This window comes from Corynebacterium sp. TUM25015 (assembly GCF_056393505.1).
In genome coordinates, this window is record NZ_CM150783.1 from 1,090,087 (window position 1) to 1,113,391 (window position 23,305).

Sequence of the window (23,305 nt, forward strand, 5' to 3'; positions counted from 1 at the left end):
ACTCGACCCTCAAGCCTTATCACCCTCAAGCCTTATAACTCCGGCACAGCAAACTAGCCGAAGTAGCGATCGATATTGTCATGCGTGTGCTGCAGGGAACCAGCTAACTGGTTAGCTGCAAGTTCCCAGCGCTTCTCCGCAATCAGATCCGTTACGGCTCGGTTCTGGGCGATGAACTCCACATGGAACTGGTGATTCAGTCGGTTAGCGCGCACAAAACCCAAGCGCATCTGAGCCAAAATACGATCCATCGTCTGATTGAGCCCTTCCGACCCCGCGCTGACCACGATCGCACGGTGAAACGCCTGGTTTGCATCTGCAATCGCGCGGATATCGTCATCAGAGGCATCCCGGCCAGTGGAATCTCGTAGCTTTTCCGCCGTGGATACGATGCCCTCCAGCTTCTGTAGCCCTTGTCGTGCTCCCCACAAGAGGGCACCCGGTTCCAACACCAGGCGACTGGCGTACATGTCACGCAGATCTTCGCGGGTGGGTTCCACAATAAAAACACCCCGGTTGGGGATCCGCTCCAGCAGCCCCTCCGAAACCAGGGTGGCGAATATCTCCCGCAAGGTATTACGGGAGATTCCCAGTGTTTGAGCCACATTCACCTCGTTCAGCTTTTCGCCGGGAGCATAAGTCCCGGAGGCGATGCCGTCGAGGAGGCGAGAGTGCGCAATAGCTGACTGGGAGTGCATAGCACTACAGCCTATTACGCAACGGTGCTCAAGATTAAGCGATGTGGCCCAGCGCGTCGCCCTTGGACACATTGTCGCCCGGGTTGAGGCTCGCCAGAGTGATGGTGCCAGATGTTTTAGCCTCCACCGTGGATTCCATCTTCATCGCCTCGATCGTCGCGATCGGCTGACCGACCTCCACCGAATCGCCATCGGCAACCTGCCACTTCACCAGCACACCAGTGTAGGGGCACTCCACCGCGTTGCCGGCAGTAGAAGCGCCTGCCCCGGAATTGTCAGCGCCAGCGTTGGAACCAGCAGCAGAAGAGGTCGAGGTGGCGTCAGCACCAGCCGAAGGGGTAGCAGCAACGCCGAAGGAGGAAGGAACGCTCACGCGGTGTAGGCGACCATCGATTTCTACGGTAAGGGTGGTGCGCTCCGTGTACGCATCCTCGACGTCCTCGGGGGAAGAGCCTGCGTAGCCAGCGCCGATGCCCGGCTCGTACTCCTTGTCCACCCAGTCGGTGTATACGTGCAGATCATCGCCGCAGAACGCAGGGTGGGTCACGATGTCCTTGTGGAACGGCAATACCGTGCGTACACCCTGGATACGCATCTCAGCAAGTGCGGCCTGGGCGCGGCGCAGCGCGACCTCACGGTTCGGCCCCTTGACGATGAGCTTGGCCATCAGCGAATCGTAGAAGCCGGGAATCGTGGAGCCAGCGCGCACACCAGCATCCACACGAATGCCGGGACCAGTCGGGATCTCGAACTGGGTCACGGCGCCAGGGGAGGGGACGAAGCCGTTGGCGGCATCCTCTGCATTGATACGGAACTCGAAGGCATGGCCATCGCTAGCTGGGTCCTCATCGAAGCTCAGCGGCAGGCCTGCGGCAATGCGGAACTGCTCGCCGACAATGTCCACACCGGTCACGGCTTCGGTGACTGGGTGCTCGACCTGCACGCGAGTATTGACCTCCAAGAAGCTAACGGTGCCATCCTCGGCGACAATGAACTCCACCGTGCCTGCGCCCGTGTAGTTCGCGGCCTGGCAAATGTCGCGGGAGCCCTCGATGATGTCATTGCGCTGCTTGTCGGTGAGGAACGGAGCCGGAGCCTCTTCGACCAGCTTCTGGAAGCGACGCTGCACCGAGCAGTCACGCGTGCCGATGACACGCACGTTGCCGTGCGTATCGGCCAGTACCTGCGCCTCGACGTGGCGGGGCTTGGTCAAGAACTTCTCCACGTAGCATTCGCCACGACCAAATGCCGCCTTGGCCTCGCGGCCTGCGGACTCAAACGCAGCTTCGATGTCGTTGTAGTCGTGGACGACCTTCAGGCCACGGCCACCGCCGCCGAAGGCAGCCTTAATCGCGATAGGCATGCCGTGCTGGTCTGCGAAGTCGCGGGCCTGCTCCCAGTTCGGGATCGGGTCCGGAGTGCCGGGAGCCAGCGGGGCTCCAACCTCGGTGGCCAAGGCGCGCGCGGCGACCTTGTTGCCCAAGGTCTCGATGGCTTCCGGCGCCGGGCCAACCCAGGTCAGGCCGGCTTCAGTGACGGCACGAGCGAAGTCTGCATTCTCGGAGAGGAAACCATAGCCGGGGTGCACGCAGTCCGCGCCGGCGCGCAGAGCGATGTCCAGTAGAGCCGGGATATTCATATAGGTTTCAGCGGCGGTATTGCCAGGCAGGGTGTAGGCCTCGTCGGCGATCTTTGCGTGCAGGTTGTCCACGTCTGCCTCGGAAACGACAGCGATGGAACGGATGCCCAGATCGCGAGCGGCACGTGCGATGCGAATCGCGATTTCACCGCGGTTGGCGATGAGGACTGTCTGCAGTGGGAAGGTATCTTGGCTCATTGGTTGTTCCTTGTTTCCTTTAGCGTTCTTAGGTGTTGTGTCGGGTGTCTTATTGTGGTTGCGGCGCCTGCTGTGACTGCTGTGCCTGCTGATCGAACTCCATAAGTTCGAAACGCACTGTGTCGCCTGGCGCAAGCTGACCAGCCTTGTCAAGATCCTTGTCGACGACAGTTGCGATGACAGGGTAGCCGCCAGTTACCGGGTGGTCCGCCATAAACACTACGGGCAGACCGTTCGGAGGTACCTGGATGCTGCCCGTGACCATGCCCTCACTGGCGAGTTCTCCGTCGCGGCTGCGCTGCAGCGGCGTAGGGGTGGGGCTGCCCTCGCTACCGTGACTGTCCTCGCTGCCCTCCGGCAGTGCCAGGCGGAGCCCGACGCGGTTCGACTGTCCCGTAACGATCCACTCGATCTCGGTGAATCGCTGCAGCTCCTCGTCACTGAACCAGTCAGCGCGCGGGCCGGCCACACAGCGCAAGACATTGCTGCCGTCGAAGGGGTTGGTCGTGGTCGTACCGACGGAAGCCTGTGCGGTTCGACGTCCTGCCTTCAGAACATCACCAGTAGCTACGGGTTGTGGTCCCAAGCCCGAGAGAATGTCGGTCGCGCTGGAACCCAGCACCTGGTCTGTGATTAGTCCGCCGCGTACTGCAACGTAGTTGCGCAGACCATTGCCCTTGCCGCCAACGGGTTCGATCTTCAGCGTTTGGCCTGCCTTGACCTGTACGGGGGCACCGAGTTCGAAAGTCTTACGGTCGATTGCTACCTGTGCCCGTGCACCCGTGACGCAGACCGCGGTATCCACCAGAGCCTCTAGCTCCAAGCCGCCGATATTTTCAAGCACCGTTGCCGTCGATGAATTGCCGACCACATCGTTCGCGGCCCAGGCGCTTGCCCGGTCGATCGCACCGGAGCTGTTTACGCCGATGTCGCCGTAGCCCGCACGACCGGTGTCCTGGAAGAGTGTCTGCAATCCAGCGTCGAGAACCTTAAGGCTCGGTCGGACGGGCACGTGAGGTTTGTTGCTTTGTGACGCCCCTACGCCCGCGCTCGTGGACGCGTCCTTTACGGCGCCAGCGTGTGCATCGCTGGACGTGGTATCAGCACCTGCTTCCACGTTGATGGATTCGCGCACCTGGCGGTAGCAGACAGTATCGCCAGGCTGCAGCAGGGCGGGCTGCTCGGCGTGCGTATCCCACATTGGCTGGGTTGTGTGCCCCAGCAACTGCCATCCGCCAGGGGAGGTGCGGGGATATACGGCGGAGAACTGTCCCGCCAGACCCACGGCGCCGGCGGGAACCGCTGTGCGCGGGGAACTGCGACGGGCAACATCCCAGGTGTAGGAATGATCGTCTTCTGCAGGCACACAATAGGTGAAACCGGGAGCAAAACCGCCGAAAGCTGCCAGCCACTTTTGCTGCGTGTGGCGGTCGATCAATTCTTCGGTGGAAATGCCCATCAGTTCTGCGACATCCGCCAAGTCCTCGCCGTCGTAGATGACGTCGATGGTGACCTCTCGCGGGGTGGTCTCGGCGGAGCTCTGCGGACGGAAGTCGCGCAGTGCCTTCAGGCCTGCGATGGCGGAGGAGTGGGCGTCGAAACAAACCAGTACAGTGCGCGCCGCGGCGATGGCTTCGACCTGCCCGGGCAAGGGGCTGGCGACAAGTGATGCGTGCCAAGTCATGACTGTGGCGAGGTCGGGTAGATCTACGATGACGGCGCGGGTGCCGACGGGGGAAACGGTGTGGCTCACAGGAAGCTCCCGATAGTGATGTCGTTGGCCTTCAGTTCTGCGGCGATGCGCTCTGCCATGGCGACCGCGCCGGGTGAATCACCGTGGACGCACACTGAATCCGCTGACGTGTGGATGGTGGTGCCGTCGATGGCCTCGATGGTGCCTTCCTGCGCCATGCGGACAACGCGGTCGGCGACGGTATCCGGGTCGTGTAGTACTGCGCCGGCTTCGCGACGGGATACCAATGTGCCGTCTGGGTTGTAGGCGCGGTCGGCGAAGACCTCGTTGATTACGCGGAGGCCGGCTCGTTCTGCGTATGTGGCGGCTACGGCTCCTGGCAGCAACATCACGGGAAGATCTGCTCCAAAAGCCTTGATTCCCTCGATGACGGCTTTTGCTTGTGCCTCGTGGTGGACGATTGTGTTGTACATCGCGCCGTGAGGCTTTACGTAGCGCACCTGCGTGCCCCGAGCCTTGGCGAGCGCGTCGAGAGCACCGATTTGGTAGAGCACCTCGTCGGCCAACTCCGCAGGGGAGTAGTCGATGAAGCGACGGCCGAAGCCAGCTACATCGTTGTAGCCCACATGGGCGCCGATGGTCACGTTGTTTTCGGCAGCGGCGGCGAGGGTGGAGGAAATGGCATGGGGGTCGCCAGCGTGGAATCCACAGGCGACGTTGGCGCTAGAGACGATGGCCACCATTGCTGCATCGTCGCTGACCGGGTTGCCACCGGTCGTTTCGCCGAGGTCAGCGTTGAGGTCGATGGAAATCGGGTTGCGGGAGGTGGACATGTGATCGACTCCTTGTATGGCCAGTGGTGCCGCTTTCCGCACCGCCGGCCGGATTGTTCAACAATGTGCGTGCCAGTGTAGTGACCTACGCAACCATTGTGAAATCAATCACCCGGTTTTCGCAATCGTGATCTACGTTAGTTTTTAGCCTTTTTATCGCCGGGATTGTCGAGCAGATAGACACTGCGGGGAGCCGCCTTGGCCTTATCCACCTGATCCAGCAGTCCCTCCAGGCGCTTCCACAGGTTCGTGCTGATGGCACGCTCCGCACGCTTCCACACCTTGGCATCCCCGGTTCCCCATGCCACCGGCATTGGGGAAATCTCCTCATACACCTTGGGGCCACGCGTAGGACGGTAGCCAGTCACCGCCATAGACGGCACTTTGGCGCCGACCTCCCGAGGAACTCCCGGAATGGAGGTGACGGTGCGATAGGCCAGAGCGGGGACGGTCCGCGCTGGATCTGCGGAGGCGTCGACCAGCATCAACAGCACCATATCCCGTGCATTGACCTCTGCAATCATCGCCGGAGCCAGGTCATACATGTCGAAGTACTGCTGTGGCGACCCCATCTTTCGCGGCAGGATCGGGATCAGCGCCAGGCACAACAGTGCGAATACACCGAGAGCGAAGCTAATGGCGATTGCCCACCAGTACGTGCCAGCGGTCACCAGCAGAACAGCCACAATCACGGCCAACACAAGCGCCAAAATGCCCGCCGAGACCTGCATGCGCTTGGCATCGCGCAGAAACTCATTGTGCTTACGGGCGTATTCGTCGTCGACATCAAAATGGAAGTCAACCTGCATCGGTTGCTGGGTGGCGGACATGGGGCTCCTTAACGTGACGGTCTAAAGGCAGGGGATAATTCTAAAGGTCGAAAGAATCGACGATGCGGTAGCCGTAGCCCTGCTCAGCCAAGAAGCGCTGGCGGTGCGCGGCGTAGTCCGCATCCAGTGTGTCACGGGCGACGATGGAGTAGAAAAACGCCCCGCCTCCGTCCGGCTTCGGGCGCAGAATGCGGCCCAGGCGTTGCGCCTCCTCCTGCCGCGAGCCGAACGTGCCGGAGATCTGGATGGCCACGGACGCGCCGGGCAGGTCGATGCTAAAGTTCGCCACCTTGGAAACCACCAGCGTCTTCAGTTCGCCATCGCGGAACTGCTGGTACAGCTTCTCGCGCTTGGCGTTGCCGGTCTTGCCGTCGATGACGGGCACGTCCAGCTCCTCGGCGATCTCCTCCAGCTGGTCGATGTACGCGCCGATGATGAGCGTCGGCTCGTCCGGGTGCATCTCCATGATCTTGCGCACTACCTTCGTTTTAGTCGGGGTGGTGGCGGCCAGTCGGTATTTGTCGGATTGCTCGGCGGTGGCGTAAACCATCCGCTCGGCCTCGGTTAGCTGCACGCGCACCTCGGTGCAGTCCGCCGGGGCGATCCAGCCCTGCGATTCGATGTCCTTCCATGGGGCGTCATAGCGCTTCGGCCCGATCAGGCTGAATACGTCGCCTTCGCGGCCGTCCTCGCGCACCAGGGTGGCGGTGAGCCCCAGACGGCGGCGAGACTGCAGGTCGGAGGTCATGCGGAACACCGGGGCAGGCAGCAGGTGAACCTCGTCGTAAATGATTAAGCCCCAGTCGCGGGAGTCGAACAGCTCCAGCGCCCGGTATTCGCCCTTCGACTTGCGCGTGACCACTTGGTAGGTGGCGATGGTCACGGGGCGGATCTCCTTCTTCTCTCCGGAGTATTCGCCGATTTCATCCTCCGTCAGGGAGGTGCGGCGCACTAGCTCGTCCTTCCACTGCCTGCCCGCGACGGTGTTCGTCACCAGGATCAGGGTGGTGGCCTTTGCCTTGGCCATCGAGGCCGCGCCGACCATCGTCTTTCCCGCGCCACACGGCAGCACTACCACGCCCGAGCCGCCTTCCCAGAAGCTATCGGCCGCCATCTCCTGGTAGTCGCGCAGCTGCCATTCTTCGTGTTCCTGCGACAGCTCGATGGGGTGCGCCTCGCCGTCGACGTATCCCGCCAGGTCCTCTGCGGGCCAGCCGACCTTCAGCAGTTCCTGCTTGAGCCTGCCGCGCTCGGAAGGGTGCACAACGATCGAGTCCTCGTCGATGTCTGCGCCCAACATGGGCTTGATCTTTTTGTGACGCCGGATCTCCGTCAACACAGCCCTGTCCGTCGTCTCTAGCACGAGCCCGTGCGCCGGGTGCTTGATGAGCTTCAGCCGCCCGTAGCGATCCATCGTGTCGGCAATGTCGATCAGCAGCGGTTGCGGGACGGGGAACCGCGAGTAGGTTTCCAGCACGTCCATGACCTGCTCCGCGTCGTGCCCTGCGGCGCGGGCGTTCCACAGCGCCAGCGGGGTGATGCGGTAGGTGTGCACGTGTTCGGGCGCGCGCTCCAGCTCCGCGAACGGTGCCAGCGCGGTGCGCGCCTCCTGCGCCTGTTCGTGGTCGATTTCCAGCAGCACGGTCTTATCCGACTGCACAATGAGCGGTCCGTTTCCAATGCCCACGCTGTGTGTCACTTCCTTTTTGTTTATCGACGCCACCGCGACGGTGTTGCTCAAGCCAAAGACATCATTTTACGCTGCAGTGGTGCGAACTCGTGCTCCACTATGCTGAGACCCATGATTGCTCAGACGGGAAATCTGCGCCAATGGCAGTATTTCGTGGCTTTAGCGGAGACCGGTAGTTTTACAGCGGCGGCAGCGCGACTGGGAGTGAGTCAGCCGCCTGTCTCCAATGCCATTAAGCGCTTAGAAGCTGGTGTAGGTACACCGCTATTTATCCGAGGGGCGGGGGAAGTGAAACTAACCGAGGCAGGGTTGACCTTGCTTCCATATGCCCGGGTGATTAATCGCGATCTTCAGACTATGCATTCGATGATTGACGGTATCCGAAGTGGTGCGCAAAGCGGGTTTCGTTTGGCCATCAGTAGTGCGCTTCCAAGCGAGATAGGATCGCGTATTGCAGCAAAGGCACAGCAGCATGATGGAGTAGTTTTGTCGTCACTGCCTTCTGTTGAGATTCTTGCCCGTGTTGAAGAAGGCGCTATTCATGCGGGGCTTGTTCAAGCTCCGGTTCCCTTGGGTACTCACCGCAGTGCGAGGCAGTTTTCTCTGTCACGTGATCTAGTGGTGCCGCCGGGGTATTCAAGGTTGGATAAGACCTTGTCTCAATTGAATCTGCTGGTGGAGAACCTGAATGACAATTCAAGTGCAGCCAGTGGTTTGGCGAGAGAGCTATTTCGGTCGGGTGTGTCTTGCGAAATTAATGATTCAGAGGATGCTCTAGGTAGGGGCTTATTGATTGGAAGAGGGGAGGGGATGTCTTTGGTATTTCGCGGTTTTCACCAGTTTGACAATGCTATTGAGCTTCCTTCCCGTTTCGATTTTTCCGTGGATGTAGTGGTTCGCCGAGGTGGGATGGACAATGGCGCCGAGGCCATGGTGGTCGCCGAAAGAATTTGTCGAAGGATTAACCAATGACTGCACGGATGGAGATGGCCCTGGAAAACGTGTTGATGCGGTCGGGGTGTGAGGGATGGTGGTGTGCATCGCGACTGCACGATGGGGTGACTATCGGACGCAAACAAGACGAGAAAATTACGGTGGCATCCTTATATAAAATCCGGCTCCTCCACCTCACTTTGGAAGCGATTCAACGAGGTGATCTGGATCCTCGTCTTCGTGTTGACGTTGCACCGTCCAAAGGAACTTACGAAGGGTATGGGTTCGCTGCCTTTGATGACGCAGTGAACGTGAGTCTCCGAGACTTAATGAAACAAGTCGCATCGGTGTCAGATAACGTGGCCGCCCACGAGATTTTGCGTCTACTGCCTGCGTGGGCTCGAGAAGCATTTCTTAAACGGTTTCCACCTCATTATGACTTGCAAGATCGGAATAGCTTAGTGACGGCGGAGAAACAATTGCGTCAATATGTTCAATCCCAAGGGGGGAGAAGTACAGATATAGCGTTTTCTGCAGTCTCTTCGTTGGCGGAAATAACTAATGACTTGGAACAGGTTTGGAAAGACGATAGTGCAGCGGTACGTCGATCTATGTGTGAACTCTTGGGGTTGCAGGTGTGGCGTCACCGTGTTCCTTCAGGCTTTCCTCCAAGCGGCGTTGATATCTATGGAAAAACGGGCACTGTAGGACTTCTCCATGGTGAAGCTTCGATTATCCAGGTTGAGGGCGAGGAGCCCATTGTGGTGTCCATCATGCTGAAACAGGTGGTGCCAGAACAAGCAATGAGTACTCACGATGGTGCTATTGGCGAAGTGGCTAGACTGCTCGTGGACGCTCTTCGTTAGAATTTCTGCCACTTGAATACACACTTCTACCATCGCCTATATGTGAATGAAATGAGACAATTGCATTATGTGATATTGGTGGCATCCAATGCGTCTCACTTAACGTCACTCCCATGATGACTAAGCACAATCGTTTCCGTCAGTCGGTGATTGCACTCTGTTCGCTCTCCGCAGTGATGTTGAGCAGCTGTTCAGCTCTACCGTGGGAATCAGACTCAGACGTATTTCTCAAAGCTTTCAACGCGGGAGATGACAGCAAGGCTGCACGGTATCTGGATCATCCAGACCCGGAGCGCGCCCTTCATGAATTTCGGCAGTCACTTCATGGTGTGAAGGTCAACATCGAAAAATCTGATATTTCCAATGGAAAGCAGAATACTCATGTGACTTGGTCCAAAGATGGTGTGGAGTTGGAGAGCAATGGTCGGCTCGTCCTTAGTGGACAGGATGGTAAGCCTCAATGGTTGCCTTCGATCTTCGAAGCTCAGTTGAGCGATGATTCCGCACTCTTTTTTGCTGAAGATAAACAGTACGATCTTCCAATTAAAGATCGCTTGGGCAATGAATATATGACCTGGACGAAAGTTATTCAGGTACGAGGTCGCAAAGACATAGCCTCTAGAGCGCAGGAATTGGCCCAGATTTTTGCACCAGTGTCTCCCACAACGACTAAGGAGTGGATCGAGCAGACCTTGGGAGAGTCTCAGGATGAAGACACCGTGCTCCTCACTTTGAGGCAGGAAGAATTCCGGAAGATACAAGAGCAACTTAGGACCTTTGAGGGAATTTCCACTGTGGAGCAGGGGCGTCTCTTAAGCGTGTCCAAAACTCTTAACTCTCCGCTGGATGCTGAATTGAACAAATATTGGGAGTCAGTGCTCGATGCTAATTCAGGATGGTCGATACGCGCTGAGAGTTCACAAGGTATGACGACGGTAGCCTCTGAGCCGCCTCGCCGAGTTCAGCCAATCGCAACCACTCTGGATAACACACTGCAAAGCGCAGCAAAACAAGCAGTGGACAGTGAGCAACGTGCCGCAGTTCTAGTCGTGCTCAATCCTAGAACAGGAGGTGTCCTTGCCGTTGCACAAAATGACAAGGCAAATAACCAAGGGCCAATCGCACTCACCGGGCTATTCCCTCCGGGATCGACGTTCAAAACTGTGACCACAGCGGCGGCACTAGAGGCAGGGGCAGTCAGCATGGATGAGGAACTACCTTGTCCTAGCAATATCACCGTCGCTGGACGCAAGATTCCCAACGATCATGACTTCGATCTAGGTAGCGTTCGACTGGAAGAAGCTTTCGCCCAATCATGTAACACAACCCAAGCGGTCATTTCGGATCGTTTGGGAGAAGATGATCTGCAACGGACTGCTTTAGAACTCGGAATTGGCTCCGACTTCGACGTACCAGGGATGACCACACTTACTGGTTCGGTGCCGCGGACACCGGCTGGACCTCCTCGTGTGGAGGCTTCTATTGGACAGGGCGAGGTTCTAGCTAGTCCATTTGGGATTGCGCTCATGCAATCGACTGTCGCTAACGGCGGCTTGCTTGTTCCTCCACAGCTCATTCAAGGCGAACAGACAGTAGTGAATAAACAGGCAGACCAGCATGTCAGCGATACAACTATTCAAAGCCTCCGGACGATGATGAAATCAACAATTGACCACGGTTCAGCTAGGTCGTTGAGTGATCTTAGTGCACTTGGCGGAAAGACTGGTACAGCAGAAATTGATGGCAAGCTTTCCAATGGCTGGTTCGCTGGAACGACAGGGGAATTGGCGATTGCGTCCCTTGTAATCGAAGGAGATTCTTCTCAGCCAGCTGTGGAAATGGCCGGGCGTTTCCTTCGCTCGCCGGATGTTCAGAAATTCTCTGGAATTCAATAAACTTGCGTCATAACCTCTAGCACGGCACGTCCACCGCAGCGATGCGGTGGGGTTGGATCGTGAGGCTCTCCCCGGTGGATTCGAGCACCGCGGAGATGGTGGAGGGGGTCATCATCACGATGGAGATCCAGTCATGGCTGGTGGCACCCGCATAGTCCACGTAGTGCAGGCGCACCTGTGTGCCCGCGGTATAGGCGCGGCGCAGCTCGGACATGATCTCCCGCGGCGAGCGGAAGGTCCGGGTGTCCGAGGCCTTCGTGCCGTCCGCCGGGTCCACGGCGATGGCCTGGTCGTGGGCGCGGCGAAAACCCTCCACGGCGCCGTCGATCTCCGAGGCGATCTCGGTGGAGTCCCCAGTGATGTCCATGATGTTGCGCTGGGGAGTATCCACGCGAGACGGGACACGAGCCGAGTGGGGTTCGGTGGCGGAGCCCTGCTGGAATGCCCTGGTGGCGTCGTCAATCAAATACCGCAGGGACTGGGGAACGGACGAGAGACCGCCGGGGGACATGCGATCCAGGAAGGCCTCGATGTCCTTCCATGGGGCGTCATAGCGCTTCGGCCCGATCAGGCTGAATACGTCGCCTTCGCGGCCGTCCTCGCGCACCAGGGTGGCGGTGAGCCCCAGACGGCGGCGAGACTGCAGATCGGAAGTCATTCGGAACACCGGTGCGGGCAGCAGGTGTACTTCGTCGTAGATAATGAGCCCCCAGTCGCGGGAGTCGAACAGCTCCAGCGCCCGGTACTCGCCCTTCGACTTGCGTGTCACCACTTGGTAGGTGGCAATGGTAACGGGGCGGATCTCTTTCTTTTCTCCGGAGTACTCGCCGATTTCTTCCTCGGTGAGGGAGGTACGACGCACGAGCTCATCCTTCCATTGCCGCCCCGCGACGGTGTTAGTCACCAGGATCAAGGTGGTGGCTTTCGCCTTGGCCATGGAGGCTGCGCCGACCATGGTCTTGCCCGCGCCGCACGGCAGGACGACCACACCGGAGCCACCTTCCCAGAAGCTTTCCACAGCCATCTCCTGATAATCCCGGAGCTGCCACTGTTCGTGTTCCTGCGACAGTTCGATGGGATGTGCTTCGCCGTCGACATAGCCCGCCAGATCCTCCGCAGGCCAGCCGACCTTCAACAGTTCCTGCTTGAGCCTGCCACGTTCGGAAGGGTGCACAGTCACGGAGTCTTCGTCGATCGCTGTGCCCAACATCGGCTTGATCTTTTTATGACGCCTGATCTCCGTTAGTACGGCCCTGTCCGTCGTTTCCAACACCAGCCCGTGCGCCGGGTGCTTGATAAGTTTCAGCCGCCCGTAGCGGTCCATTGTGTCTGCAATGTCAATGAGCAGTGGCTGGGGAACCGGGAACCGCGAATAGTTTTCGAGCACATCCATGACTTGTGTCCGCGTCGTGGCCTGCGGCACGGGCATTCCACAGCGCCAGCGGGGTAATGCGGTAGGTGTGCACGTGCTCGGGTGCACGCTCGAGCTCTGCGAATGGTGCCAGCGCAGTACGCGCCTCTTGAGCTTGCTCGTGGTCGATCTCCAGCAGCACAGTTTTGTCGGATTGGACGATCAAGGGGCCGGTGCCGATGCTCACTAGCTGGATGCTCCTCACAGCGGGTTCGGGCTGTGGCACGAAGATCAAGGCCACAGCTACATTTTTGGGACAACCTACTATGTTAGCCCGTTCTTGCAACCGCCCTAGAGGTTAGTATTCGACGCTGCTAAGCCGGTGGGGTTGCACAGTGAAGCTCTCACCACTGATTTCCGAAACCACCGCAATAGTCGAGGGACGAATCATCACGATCGACACCTGGTCGCTCGTCTGTTTGCCCTCGTGATTGACGTAACTGATTCGCACAATCGTTCCGGAGGAATACGCCCGCGAGATAGCCGCCATGATTTCCTCGGCTGAGTGGACGACGCGGGCTCTGTCGCGTTGACTCTCCGCCGGGTCTGCGGACACACTCGCGACGTCTTTCATAGATCCGCTCATCAGGTCAACGGCGTGCTCGTGACTGCGTCGGAATCCTTCGATAGCGCCAGCGATGACGCTCTCGTCGGCGTCGGCGGACTGCAGCCCTTCCCGCGTTGGCGTAGCCACCCGGGAGAGCACAGGAGCATCGGCATGCGCCCGGCCACCTTCCAAACGCAATTGCACGCCCATGGCCTCCAGACGATCAGTCACAAACGAAAGCTGAGCAGCGGAAACGGCTACTGTCGGTGCGATCCTGCGCAGCCGGAGCCCGTCAATATCCGGCAGCGCCAGAATCCGATCCAGTGCCGCGGGATCCGTCACGCTCAGGTACATCTGAGCCACACCAGCGGTGGCCTGCGACAGGCTCCGCTCCGCGTCATGCAGCATGTATCGCAACGCTTGAGGCACATTATCCGCTCCGCCCAGGGCGCGGTCGTCGAGGAATTGCTCGATATCCTCGGCGCTGAGCCCGGCTCGAAGAGCTCGCTCTACGGATTCCTTAGACATTCTCCAGACGCTGGCCATGCCGCCGGATTCCTGCTCGCAGAACCTCGCCAGCATCGTCTGATCCGCGGGGCGTAACAAGCCCGGAGCCATGATCGTGTGATCGGCCTGGACAATGAGTTCTTCCACGGGAGCCGGCAGGATTTCCGAAAGTGCTTCGGCAAGGTTCGCAACAGGATCCATGTTGTTGTTTAGAACGTCGCGGAGCGCGCTCATCGCCCGGGTCGGTACTGTGTCCCTTCTTAATGACGCCAACACCCCCACTTCTTTGGCTTCCTCCCACACCGCATCCCAAGCGGTGGGGGTCGTTCGCCAGGCCTCGCCGGGTCGCACGCGCCAAAGCTCTCGGTGCAGTTCTGATGGTTCAGGCGTAGGGGCGTCATCAATAGCAGAGTGAGTAAAGAGACTAGGAAAGATTCGGCGCAGGCCGCGAGCGGCGTGCGAAGCAGTGCCGGATTCAAAGGGGCGAACGGCAGGATCGTCGACGAACCAGGGGGCATAGGCGCTATTGGCCCAGCCGACTAGCAGGATTGCCCAGGCAGTGGCGGGGGAGGCCTCGAGGAAATCGAGGGCGAGCTCGGTGGGAGCCCAATAGTCACGTGCGGGCTGACCCACTGGGGTTGGGGTGGCGCGACCATGCCCCAGGAGGTTTGCGTGGATAAGCCAGGTAAGCAGATGAAGGGTTCTCTCGGCAGACTCGTCGCGCCTGCGAGCGACCTTATTGATTTCGCGGGTGCCGATGCCACCGGAAGATAGCGGGATGATTGGATTGGTGCCGAGATCCTCAATGAGGTGGCTGAGATCCTGAATCAGTTGAATGGCCTGGGCAGTGCCGGCGTCGTCAGCTCGCGAACTGGCGATAGCTTCGCCTTCGTTAGCTATCGGAGTGAAATGCCCACCTGGGTCGGTGATGATGGTGCCGTGGAGAAGTTGCTGGACGCGGCCGGTCAGCCGTGCGGTTGTATCGTCTAACTGGTCTAGGATGCCGTGGCGAACCAAGGTGGGGAGCGGCTTGGAGGGGTCTGCACCCTCGTGTAGGGAAGTTGAATGGCCCACACCTCCTCCTGCGGCCAAAGTAGATAGGAGGCGGCGTTGGCGGGCCGGCAGCTCATCGATAACCGCGGGTAGCTTCGCAGTTGGAATGGGGCAGCGGGTGGAATCGACTAAGCGCCAGAGCTGCTCCGTAGAAGGCTCAAACATTCGGGGCAGGTGGGGTGGAACCTTGAGCTTTGTATCCGCGCCGGGCACAGCAGGAGCCGGCAGAGACAAGTCTGGGCCAAAAACTAATCCCCAGGTGCACAAAGACTGTATCGCTGCGCGAACGTCGTGATCCGTTGGGCGGTTTGGAGTAGGGGTGTTGGCTATATCGAAGAGTTCGGTGAGTGTTTCTTTGATCTCGGCAACGGTGCAAGGGTGATGGACAGCGTCCAGTTCGCAGGCCGCGTGGCAGACGGCCAGCTCAAGAGCTGTCAGGTGGATTAGTGCAGGGTCAGGGGCATCGCCGTATGCATCCGCATGATGCTTGGTCTTCGAGGTGACGGCTTCGGAAAGGCTATCAAGAGCAGCGCTGTTCCCTGTGAGGTTCTCCACGAAGGTAGTGGGGTTGGAGGTGAGCAATCGGGTGAGCAGATCCGCGAGAGCCTCATCCGTCTGGGCAAATAGCCAGTCTCCGTATGACGGGAACCCGTTTGGGGCGGGGACGGTGGAGGCACCTTCGGTGTTGGAGTTCGCGGAGTTGGGGTGCATAATCGCTCAATTTTAGCGCGAATGAGGAATGACTTGCGTTGAACGGTAGACGCGGAGGGTGGGCGCCGTGGGGTAGGAATTGCCACTTCGTGTGTCCTTTTGCGCCATGATGTGCAAAGATACAACTATGGCTAACGTTGAGAAGAAGGGCTATGTCGACGCAGGCTGGCCGACCGATATTCCAGAGGGTCACCACGCTGTTACCGAGCTGGTGGCTGAATCCGCGGGCGCTTTGAGCCCCTACGGTGACATCGAGTTCCCCGTCGATGCTTCCGAGCTTCCGTACGTGCACTCGTTCACGGTTATTAACAAGTAACTGAATCTAAAAGGTGGCGCGCCTCCCTAGTCGGAGAGGCGCGCCACCTTTTGCTTTGTGCTGGTAATGAGGGAGGTGAGTGGGGCGGGGGTGAATGTTGCGCGCCATTACAGTGCGCATGAAAAACCGGGTCCGCGCGAAGGTACGCCGACCCGGTAAAGCTATGTGCTCTTAGTGAGGCAGAACGACCTGCAGCTGAGCGGAGTACTTCTTGTAGGTGTGGTTCAGGGACTTCTTGTTGGCGTTGTAGTAGTCAGAGACTTCCTTCGGTACGGAGAAGCCCATGCTCTCGATGCGCTTCACCAGCGCATCGTAGAACTTGTCAACAGCCAGAGTATTGGAATTGCGGGACAGGTCCTTGATGGCCTTCTTTACAACCGGAGCCGGTGCAGCCGGCTTTGCCTTCGGCTTAGCCTTTGGCTTAGCAGCAGCGTTGCGCGGGGTCGGCTTGGAGTTCAGACCCAGCTTGGCGGAGCAAGCCGGCCATGCGCCCCAACCCTGGCCAGCCAGAACGCGCTCTGCAACGGCGATCTGCTGCTCACGGGTTGCCTGGTATGCGTACGGTGCGTACTGCTTGCCGCCGTAAGCAGCCCAGGTGGACGGGCTGAACTGCAGGCCACCGTGGAAACCGTTGCCGGTGTTGATGGACCAGTTGCCGCCAGCCTCACACTGAGCCAGGCGATCCCAGTCGGAATCCGGAGCTGCGGAAGCGGTCGGTGCCAGCAGAGCGGAGGATGCTGCAACTGCAACGCCTGCGACGGACAGACGTGCTGCGGTGGAGAAAGAGCTGGTCTTTGCGTGACGTGCCATTTTCGCTGAGTTTCCCTTCGGGTGCCTTCCTTGTGTGGCACCTTTTGTTTCGTTGTCTCTTGAAAGTCGAGAACTTTCTAGTGTTCTGACGTCGAGCAGTGTGCCCGTTCGCCTTAAGGTCATGGGCTACGGTACTGGTTTGTCACGTTTGTGTCACGTTTTCGACAAGATTGAAATTTTATGTAACGTTAAGGTTGTTGATTGAAACCCGATCTGACCTGGAAGTTACCGGATCTAGATTAAATCGTTACACTTTCGTAATGTGATGCATTTCACACTAGTGATGTAACGGATGTGATTGTTGAGATTTGCTCTGCCTCGTCAATGTGGCTAATCTAGGTCATTCTGTTAATGATTCAAAGGAAATAGGGTGATCCCATGCCAACCGGAAAAGTGAAGTGGTACGACGCAGACCGCGGCTACGGCTTCGTGAGCAACCCTGGGGACGAGGACGTGTACGTCGGTTCCCAGGTGCTGCCCGACGGCGTCACCGAACTAGTCAAGGGCCAGCGCATTGAGTACGAGTTCATCGCCGGTCGTCGTGGACCTCAGGTTCACACTATGACGGTGTTGGACAATGGTCCTCGCCGTGCACAGCACAAGTACGATGCAGAACAGCTTCAGCAGATGGTGCAGGATACGATCACACTGCTAGATAACAGTGTGCTGCCAGTGCTGCAGTCCGGCCGCCGTCCGGAGCGTAAGGAAGCTCGCCAGGTGGCGGAAATCCTGCGCACCATTGCTCGGGAGCTCGATAGCTAGAGAGCCGGGCTATAGCCCCCTCCCAGCCCTTAGTTTTTTAAACCCCCTGCGCGTCCCTTTTTTAGGGAAGCTACTGGGCGATCTCGATCGACCAGATAGTTGCGTAGGGGGTTTGTTCGTCGTTGTCGTCCAGCCCGATCAGCATGGAGTGGAGCTCCAGAACCTTCAACTTCGGAGTGCTGCCGTCCTTAGACTTCACATCCGCTTCGATCTTCAGCGTAACTTCCTGACGTTCGTCCCCCTTGTAGTAGTTGTCCTGATTTGCCCCCGGGTCATCGAAAATCTGCAGTAGCGACCAATCGTGGTTGTATACATCCTCCGGCAACTTGAGAGTGACTTCCTTGGCATCGCCAACCTCCAGCTTGTGGGGCTCTGAGGGCTTGCAGTCACGATCGTCTAGTTCACAAACCGAATAAGGCGCGATCTCCTGCTCCTTGCCGTCGACGACGGCGGTGATGCGCTGATCCTGCGGCAAGGTTTCAACCTTTCCGTCCTGCCAGCGGTTATAGAGCAGCACACCGCCGATAACCACCACCACTAACAACACGATGGCGCCCATTGTCAGCAGCTGCTTGCGCTGTGCACGCTTGCGCTGCTGCTTCTTTGATAGCTTCGGCGCAGGCTTAGCGGAGGTCTTCGGGTCGTTTTTCTCTTGCTCGCTCACGCTTCTCGATCCTAATTCACCGTCGTTAACTTCTTCTTACTAGCCCGTGCTAGATACCAGCACTATTAGCCCTGCGGCTCTGCAAAACTCACCTCGTACATTTCATCCCACAGCTTGCCCGTGAGATAAAAGCGACGATCCTCGGGGGAACTTCCTGGGACAGTCGCGATACCGTTCAAAACATCCGCTCCGTCCTGCTGTGCTGCTGGGAATAGCCCAGCTGTGTCCACGACATGCGTAACCTTCCCGCTCTCCGGGTCTATCTCCAAAATCTTGTCGGTTTGCCACACATTCGCCCACACCATGCCATCTGCAGTGCATTCGAGCTCATTGAGTTGATCGGTGCCTGTTACATCAACGGAGCCAGTCTTTTCGAAAGACTCTGGATCGCGGAACGTTAACGTTCCCGACCCATCACTCATGACCAGCCGATCCTGCTGCGAGCACAGCCCCCACCCCTCGGTCTCGTAATCGGCGCGGCTGATCTCTTCGAGCGTGCGTGCATCGCGCTTAATCGCCGTGTGTTCCTTCCATGTCAACTGCCACACCGTATCGCCATGGATAGTCACCCCTTCGCCGAACAATTCCTTATCCAGCTTTTGTTCGTCAGACTTATCTCCGGCGAGGCTCGTGTAGTAGATCTGCGACTCCCCGTGGAGCCCGGTGCCAACCAGCAATCGCCTATCGTCGCTAGCTTCCAGCCCCTGGGTAAATGCCGCTTTATCCCAGGGATGTACTTCATCTACCTTTGCCTCGAGCATCGGCGCATCGTTATATTCCTCCGCCGTCGCACCCTTCTTTACTGGTGACGCCCCATCGTCCTCCGCGCACGCGGTCAGCGCACAAGCCAGGGCCATTGCGCTAACAGCTGCGGCGAGGTGGGCTGCTGTGCGCCCCTTATAGTGCTGGCGGATAGATGCGTGAGGGTGGCGTCGATAAGAGAACATGCAACCATCATGCATCACGGCGAGAAGCTGGCAGGCATAATGGTTCAGGTGAGTAAGAAGACTAAGGCAGATCCGATACTTTTTTCTGCAGAGGCGAGGGAGCTAGCCCGCGCCGCAGTGGAGGAAGTTGGCGGCGACGAGGTGGGGAAGGCACTCGGCATCGCGACGGACGGCGAAGGGTTGGGGATTTACCGCTTTGCTAGCCAGGTGCCTGGTTACCGAGGTTGGGAATGGGTTGTGGTGCTGGTGACGGTGCCGGGCAGTGGGGTCTTGACGATCAATGAGGTCAGCCTGCAAGCAGGCGAGCACGCTGCACTAGCGCCTGAATGGGTGCCATACGAGGATCGCGTGCAGCCAGGTGACTTAGGGCCGGGCGATACAATGCCGCCGCGCCGCGACGACGAACGGCTCACGCCATGGGCGAAACTGCAGGATGGCGATGGTTTCTTGCGCAACCCGCGAGCCGGTAACACTTTGTCGCACCTCGGACTCCGACAAGCTCGCAAGAGATGGCGCGAGGGCGAGTATGGGCCGCGCTCTGAGTTTGCGAAGCAGGCGGAATTGCAGTGTGAAACCTGCGCGTTTTACCTTCCTATCGACGACGTAGAAAACGGCATTGGGGTATGTACCAACGAGTTTTCCGCCGACGGGCGGGTGGTGCAGGAAGATTACGGCTGCGGCGCGCACTCGGCCACGGTGGAGGAATCCATTGGTGAGGAACTTGGAGAGGGCACCAATAGGTACGGCGTATATGTCGATGAGGGACTTTCCCGCTTTGAGTAGCGCCGGTGGCGCAGAGCCGCCCAAAGGCGCCGACGGCGCAGAGCCGCCCAGGGGGCGCCTAATAGTTGCATAAATGCCCTGCGGGGTGGTTACTTATTACTTGTCGTTTCATATTGTGGTGTCTGCCTACGTTTCTGATGAAGGGGTAGTAGCCACGAACAGTTCGTACAGGTAGGGGAGAATCCCACATGGCAGATGCACGGGCCACAAAGGCCGGCAAAGACAAAACAGAGGAATCAGCGGCCCGCGAAACCCAAACTCGTGGCTTTCTAGACCGTTACTTCCACATCTCGGAACGCCAGTCGACGGTAGGCACTGAGATCCGTGGTGGCGTGGTCACGTTCTTCGCGATGGCCTACATCATCATTTTGAACCCGCTGATCCTGGGAACCAGCGCAGACATCAATGGTGACGAGCTCGGTACCGCTCGTGTGGCCGCCGTGACCGCCTTGGCAGCAGGCGTGATGACCATCGCTTTCGGCATTATTGCTCGATACCCCTTCGGCATTGCTGCAGGACTGGGTATCAATACCCTAGTGGCGGTGACCTTCGTCGGTACGGAGGGGCTGACCTGGCCAGAGGCCATGGGCTTGGTTGTCATCGACGGTATCGTCATTGTGCTGCTGGCTGTCTCGGGCTTTCGTGAAGCGGTGTTTAACTCCATTCCCGCCTCGTTGAAGTCCGCGATCGGTGTGGGTATCGGTCTGTTTATTGCTTTGATCGGCCTGGTCGACTCTGGCTTTGTTCGCCGTGTTCCAGATGCTGCGGGTACCACGGTCCCCGTCGGGTTGGGCATTAATGGTTCCATTGCTTCCTGGCCGACGCTCGTATTCATTCTGGGGCTGTTTATCTGCGGCACTCTGGTAGTTCGCCAGGTTCGCGGTGGCCTGTTTATCGGTATCGTCGCCAACACTATTATCGCGATGATCGTGGAGGCTGTGACCCACACCGGCCCGTCCTTCGTCGAAGGCGAGCCCAACCCGAAGGGGTGGAACTTAGCAGTTCCGCAGGGGCCAGATTCTTTGGGTGGCGTGCCGGATCTTTCACTGGTCGGTGCTGTGGACTTGTTTGGAGCTTTTTCCCGCGTAGGTGTTCTGGCCGCCTGCATGCTGATCTTCACCCTGGTGCTAGCCAACTTCTTCGATGCAATGGGCACAATGACTGCCCTGGGCAAGCAGGCCAAGCTTGCGGACGAAGAGGGGCGCCTGCCTAACCTGCGCACTGCTCTGATCGTCGAGGGTGCCGGTGCGGTTGTCGGTGGTGCGGTGTCCGGCTCCTCGAACACCGTGTACGTGGACTCGGCTGCTGGTATCGGTGACGGTGCACGCACCGGCCTAGCCAATGTGGTGACCGGCCTGCTGTTCATCCTGGCGATGTTCCTTACCCCGCTGTACGAGATCGTGCCGATTGAGGCTGCTGCTCCGGTTCTGGTGATCGTCGGTGCGATGATGATGGCACAGATTAAGGACATCGACTTCGCCCGTTTCGATGTCGCTCTGCCGGCTTTCTTGACGATTATCGTTATGCCATTTACCTACTCCATCGCCAACGGCATCGGCGTGGGCTTCATTACCTACGTTTTGATGGCCGTGGTTGGGGGTCGTGCGAAGAAGGTGCACCCGCTGCTGTACCTCGTGGCCATCATGTTCGTGGTGTACTTTGCCGCAGACCCTGTAATGGACATGCTGCGAGGCTAGAACAATGCCTGAGCTTGAGCCCATCCGAATTGTTGATCCCGCCGATCCGCGCTTGGACGATTTTCGGAACCTCAATGCTTCCGATAAAAAGTCTGGTGAGCAGCTAATCATTGCCGAGGGTACCCTCGTCGTTCCCCGACTGCTCGCCAGCCCGTACCCGACTCGCGCGGTTGTGGGGTTCCCGGGGAAGCTTCGGGCGATCGAGGCCGAGCTTTCTTGCGCTCTTTCTAGTGTTGACGCCAAATTCTCCGTCTATGAGGTGTCCCGCGAAGTGCTCAAAGAGGTTGCGGGCTTCGATATGCACCGAGGCCTGGTTGCCTCGGCAGATCGGCTTCCCTCCACGGAATCGAGAACAGACGGGGGAGATTACGCCGCCGATGGCGTGAGCGCTGTGGAAGCGGTACTGGAGCAGGTGGAGAATGCTCCAGAATCCAGCGGTGTGATTGCGGTGCTGGAAGGTGTGGGGGATCACGAGAATATCGGGTCGATCTTCCGCAACGCCGCGGGGCTGGGAGTGGATGCCGTCCTGTTCGGCGCTGCTACCGCCGATCCCCTGTACCGCCGCAGTGTGCGCGTTTCGATGGGGCACGTGCTGCGACTGCCATGGGCAAAATTCCCTGGTACTACCACTACTTGGCAGCGAGACCTGGAGATGTTGCGAAAGCGCGACTACGAGGTCGTGGCTCTGACCCCAGCGGGGAATACTACTTTGCGGGAGGCCACCGAATCTGCCCGTGAGAAGGGAAAGAAGGTGGCGGTGATGGTCGGCGCAGAAGGCCCCGGCCTGACCGAGCACGCCATGCGTGCGGCGGATGTGCGCGCGAGCATTCCAATGGCGAGGGGAACCGATTCGCTCAATGTGGCGACGGCCGCGGCCATCGCGTTCTACGAGGCTGTGCGCTAGTTTCCGCGGCTGCGGCGGCGCACTTCTTCACCCAGCTTCTTCGACATCCCGCGAAGCCCCTGCACGCCAGCGCTAATACCCTTGCGAGCGCCACGGCTAAGGGAATTCAGTACGTTCTTGGCTACCTCTGCACTGCTCGGCTCAGACTCGTGCGACGGGGCAGCATAATCGTCGTAGCCCTGCTCATCGTCGTACACGGAAACCTTGTCCTCGGGAGTGGAGCGACCGTGGGTGAGACCATCGTATTCGGAGGACTTAGCCTCCGGTCGTCCGTCTACCGCGAAAGCTGCAACCGGCAGCGCCGGACCGGCGCCAGAAATGGAAAAGCCAAGCCAGGATTCGATGGCGGCGGTGGCCAGCTCTGCCGGGATAAACGGAAGTTGGATACCGTGTGCTTCAGTAGTGCCAGCCCAGAACTCGGACTCAAACTCACCCGGCAGGCCAATATCCTCAAACACCGTCTCGCGGGTCGCGCAGAAAGAGCGCTTGAGCGTGCCTCCGGCCCAGTGTGCGAAGCCGCCGAAGGTTTCGTTGACCTCCTTAGAAGCCGGATCCCCTCCGTCACCTGGTTTTGTCGAGGCGGCGGTCTCCGGGTCTGCCACTACGCACGAGGCGTACACGTCGGCCGCGCTGACAAGTGTGCGATAGCGCTCCGGCAGCTCAGAGAGTTTCCGTAGATCCGGGATCACCGTCTGTACCACGGAGAGTCCCGGGTAGCCACCGATATAGAACTCGTCAGGGCCAGGAGTGGCACTGCGCGTCATGTCAAAGTCGCCGATGTGAGTTAACGGCCAGGCAGGGTTCAGCTGTGCCAGGTACTTGCGGGCAAAACCGCGATCGACCTTATGCTCCTGGTGCATTACGGTGCTGGGGTTGGCCTCATTAACAAACCATAAAGTCACCAGGGTCACAGCTGTG

Annotated in this window: 19 protein-coding genes and 1 pseudogene; 8 read left to right on the plus strand and 12 right to left on the minus strand. The window is 58.9% G+C overall.

Annotation, left to right across the window (positions count from 1 at the left end; genetic code table 11):
- Positions 1-53 precede the first annotated feature (53 nt).
- The 6 genes from AC06DS_RS04930 to AC06DS_RS04955 all read right to left on the minus strand — a co-directional run bounded on the left by AC06DS_RS04930 (position 54) and on the right by AC06DS_RS04955 (position 7,578).
- On the minus strand, positions 54-698 hold the full coding sequence (locus tag AC06DS_RS04930) for a GntR family transcriptional regulator (RefSeq protein ID WP_293792162.1): 645 nt from the start codon (positions 696-698) through the stop codon (positions 54-56).
- Positions 699-732: 34 nt separating this feature from the next.
- Positions 733-2,535 (minus strand): acetyl/propionyl/methylcrotonyl-CoA carboxylase subunit alpha, encoded by a 1,803-nt coding sequence (locus AC06DS_RS04935; RefSeq protein ID WP_477101151.1) that lies wholly within the window; start codon positions 2,533-2,535, stop codon positions 733-735.
- A 49-nt stretch (positions 2,536-2,584) separates the two neighbouring features.
- Positions 2,585-4,288: a 5-oxoprolinase subunit B/C family protein gene (locus AC06DS_RS04940; RefSeq protein ID WP_477101152.1), complete on the minus strand. Its 1,704-nt coding sequence runs from the start codon at positions 4,286-4,288 to the stop codon at positions 2,585-2,587.
- On the minus strand, positions 4,285-5,061 hold the full coding sequence (locus tag AC06DS_RS04945) for a LamB/YcsF family protein (RefSeq protein ID WP_477101153.1): 777 nt from the start codon (positions 5,059-5,061) through the stop codon (positions 4,285-4,287). The genes AC06DS_RS04940 and AC06DS_RS04945 overlap by 4 nt, the downstream gene beginning before the upstream one ends.
- 137 nt (positions 5,062-5,198) lie before the next feature.
- On the minus strand, positions 5,199-5,891 hold the full coding sequence (locus tag AC06DS_RS04950) for a DUF3239 domain-containing protein (protein WP_477101154.1): 693 nt from the start codon (positions 5,889-5,891) through the stop codon (positions 5,199-5,201).
- Positions 5,892-5,931: 40 nt separating this feature from the next.
- Entirely contained in the window at positions 5,932-7,578 is a 1,647-nt protein-coding gene (locus AC06DS_RS04955) for a DNA repair helicase XPB (protein ID WP_477101181.1), read from the minus strand.
- Positions 7,579-7,692: 114 nt separating this feature from the next.
- On the opposite strand from AC06DS_RS04955, the gene AC06DS_RS04960 reads away from it, so the two are divergent.
- From AC06DS_RS04960 to pbp2m, 3 genes are all read left to right on the plus strand, one after another.
- Complete coding sequence (locus AC06DS_RS04960) at positions 7,693-8,553, plus strand: LysR family transcriptional regulator (RefSeq protein ID WP_434820004.1); 861 nt, start codon at positions 7,693-7,695, stop codon at positions 8,551-8,553.
- Positions 8,550-9,380, plus strand: a complete 831-nt coding sequence (locus AC06DS_RS04965) for a serine hydrolase (protein ID WP_034987125.1) — start codon at positions 8,550-8,552, stop codon at positions 9,378-9,380. The genes AC06DS_RS04960 and AC06DS_RS04965 overlap by 4 nt, the downstream gene beginning before the upstream one ends.
- 113 nt (positions 9,381-9,493) lie before the next feature.
- Complete coding sequence (gene pbp2m / locus AC06DS_RS04970; RefSeq protein ID WP_016421369.1) at positions 9,494-11,275, plus strand: penicillin-binding protein PBP2M; 1,782 nt, start codon at positions 9,494-9,496, stop codon at positions 11,273-11,275.
- 526 nt (positions 11,276-11,801) lie between these two features.
- On the opposite strand, the pseudogene AC06DS_RS04975 reads toward pbp2m, so the two are convergent.
- Positions 11,802-12,873 (minus strand): annotated as a pseudogene (locus tag AC06DS_RS04975) (helicase-associated domain-containing protein); the annotation flags it as partial.
- A gap of 111 nt (positions 12,874-12,984) precedes the next feature.
- Positions 12,985-15,504, minus strand: coding sequence for a helicase-associated domain-containing protein (locus AC06DS_RS04980; RefSeq protein ID WP_477101155.1), 2,520 nt, complete (start codon positions 15,502-15,504; stop codon positions 12,985-12,987).
- Positions 15,505-15,631: 127 nt separating this feature from the next.
- Between AC06DS_RS04980 and AC06DS_RS04985 the strand changes: the two genes are divergently transcribed.
- The gene (locus tag AC06DS_RS04985) at positions 15,632-15,820 is read left to right on the plus strand and encodes a hypothetical protein (protein ID WP_293792145.1); all 189 of its coding nucleotides are present in this window, start codon (positions 15,632-15,634) and stop codon (positions 15,818-15,820) included.
- 171 nt (positions 15,821-15,991) lie between these two features.
- On the opposite strand, the gene AC06DS_RS04990 is transcribed toward AC06DS_RS04985, so the two are convergent.
- A complete protein-coding gene (locus AC06DS_RS04990) occupies positions 15,992-16,630 on the minus strand; it encodes a resuscitation-promoting factor Rpf1 domain-containing protein (RefSeq protein ID WP_477101156.1) in 639 nt (212 codons plus the stop codon).
- Between the two features lie 378 nt (positions 16,631-17,008).
- Here AC06DS_RS04990 and AC06DS_RS04995 point away from each other — a divergent pair, with 378 nt between their 5' ends.
- Entirely contained in the window at positions 17,009-17,392 is a 384-nt protein-coding gene (locus tag AC06DS_RS04995; protein ID WP_293792142.1) for a cold-shock protein, read from the plus strand.
- Between the two features lie 70 nt (positions 17,393-17,462).
- Here the strand turns inward: AC06DS_RS04995 and AC06DS_RS05000 are convergent, their stop codons facing one another.
- Positions 17,463-18,056, minus strand: a complete 594-nt coding sequence (locus tag AC06DS_RS05000) for a DUF2771 domain-containing protein (RefSeq protein ID WP_477101157.1) — start codon at positions 18,054-18,056, stop codon at positions 17,463-17,465.
- 65 nt (positions 18,057-18,121) lie between these two features.
- On the minus strand, positions 18,122-19,003 hold the full coding sequence (locus tag AC06DS_RS05005; RefSeq protein ID WP_477101158.1) for a glutaminyl-peptide cyclotransferase: 882 nt from the start codon (positions 19,001-19,003) through the stop codon (positions 18,122-18,124).
- A 39-nt stretch (positions 19,004-19,042) separates the two neighbouring features.
- On the opposite strand from AC06DS_RS05005, the gene AC06DS_RS05010 reads away from it, so the two are divergent.
- The 3 genes from AC06DS_RS05010 (at position 19,043) to AC06DS_RS05020 (ending at position 22,387) form a co-directional block, all read left to right on the plus strand.
- Complete coding sequence (locus AC06DS_RS05010; protein ID WP_477101182.1) at positions 19,043-19,786, plus strand: DUF3027 domain-containing protein; 744 nt, start codon at positions 19,043-19,045, stop codon at positions 19,784-19,786.
- A gap of 188 nt (positions 19,787-19,974) precedes the next feature.
- Entirely contained in the window at positions 19,975-21,483 is a 1,509-nt protein-coding gene (locus AC06DS_RS05015) for an NCS2 family permease (RefSeq protein ID WP_293792138.1), read from the plus strand.
- A 4-nt stretch (positions 21,484-21,487) separates the two neighbouring features.
- Positions 21,488-22,387 (plus strand): TrmH family RNA methyltransferase, encoded by a 900-nt coding sequence (locus AC06DS_RS05020; RefSeq protein WP_293792136.1) that lies wholly within the window; start codon positions 21,488-21,490, stop codon positions 22,385-22,387.
- On the opposite strand, the gene AC06DS_RS05025 is transcribed toward AC06DS_RS05020, so the two are convergent.
- On the minus strand, positions 22,384-23,298 hold the full coding sequence (locus AC06DS_RS05025; protein WP_473964035.1) for a DUF6928 family protein: 915 nt from the start codon (positions 23,296-23,298) through the stop codon (positions 22,384-22,386). The genes AC06DS_RS05020 and AC06DS_RS05025 overlap by 4 nt on opposite strands.
- Between the last annotated feature and the right edge of the window lie 7 nt (positions 23,299-23,305).

Coding starts and splice junctions, on each gene's coding strand:
- AC06DS_RS05015 (WP_293792138.1), top strand. CDS start 19,975: ATGGCAGATGCACGGGCCACAAAGGCCGGCAAAGACAAAACAGAGGAA.
- AC06DS_RS04980 (WP_477101155.1), bottom strand. CDS start 15,504: ATGCACCCCAACTCCGCGAACTCCAACACCGAAGGTGCCTCCACCGTC.
- AC06DS_RS05005 (WP_477101158.1), bottom strand. CDS start 19,003: ATGTTCTCTTATCGACGCCACCCTCACGCATCTATCCGCCAGCACTAT.
- AC06DS_RS04960 (WP_434820004.1), top strand. CDS start 7,693: ATGATTGCTCAGACGGGAAATCTGCGCCAATGGCAGTATTTCGTGGCT.
- AC06DS_RS04965 (WP_034987125.1), top strand. CDS start 8,550: ATGACTGCACGGATGGAGATGGCCCTGGAAAACGTGTTGATGCGGTCG.
- AC06DS_RS04990 (WP_477101156.1), bottom strand. CDS start 16,630: ATGGCACGTCACGCAAAGACCAGCTCTTTCTCCACCGCAGCACGTCTG.
- AC06DS_RS05010 (WP_477101182.1), top strand. CDS start 19,043: ATGGTTCAGGTGAGTAAGAAGACTAAGGCAGATCCGATACTTTTTTCT.
- pbp2m (WP_016421369.1), top strand. CDS start 9,494: ATGATGACTAAGCACAATCGTTTCCGTCAGTCGGTGATTGCACTCTGT.
- AC06DS_RS04930 (WP_293792162.1), bottom strand. CDS start 698: ATGCACTCCCAGTCAGCTATTGCGCACTCTCGCCTCCTCGACGGCATC.
- AC06DS_RS04945 (WP_477101153.1), bottom strand. CDS start 5,061: ATGTCCACCTCCCGCAACCCGATTTCCATCGACCTCAACGCTGACCTC.
- AC06DS_RS04985 (WP_293792145.1), top strand. CDS start 15,632: ATGGCTAACGTTGAGAAGAAGGGCTATGTCGACGCAGGCTGGCCGACC.
- AC06DS_RS04950 (WP_477101154.1), bottom strand. CDS start 5,891: ATGTCCGCCACCCAGCAACCGATGCAGGTTGACTTCCATTTTGATGTC.
- AC06DS_RS05020 (WP_293792136.1), top strand. CDS start 21,488: ATGCCTGAGCTTGAGCCCATCCGAATTGTTGATCCCGCCGATCCGCGC.
- AC06DS_RS04995 (WP_293792142.1), top strand. CDS start 17,009: ATGCCAACCGGAAAAGTGAAGTGGTACGACGCAGACCGCGGCTACGGC.
- AC06DS_RS04935 (WP_477101151.1), bottom strand. CDS start 2,535: ATGAGCCAAGATACCTTCCCACTGCAGACAGTCCTCATCGCCAACCGC.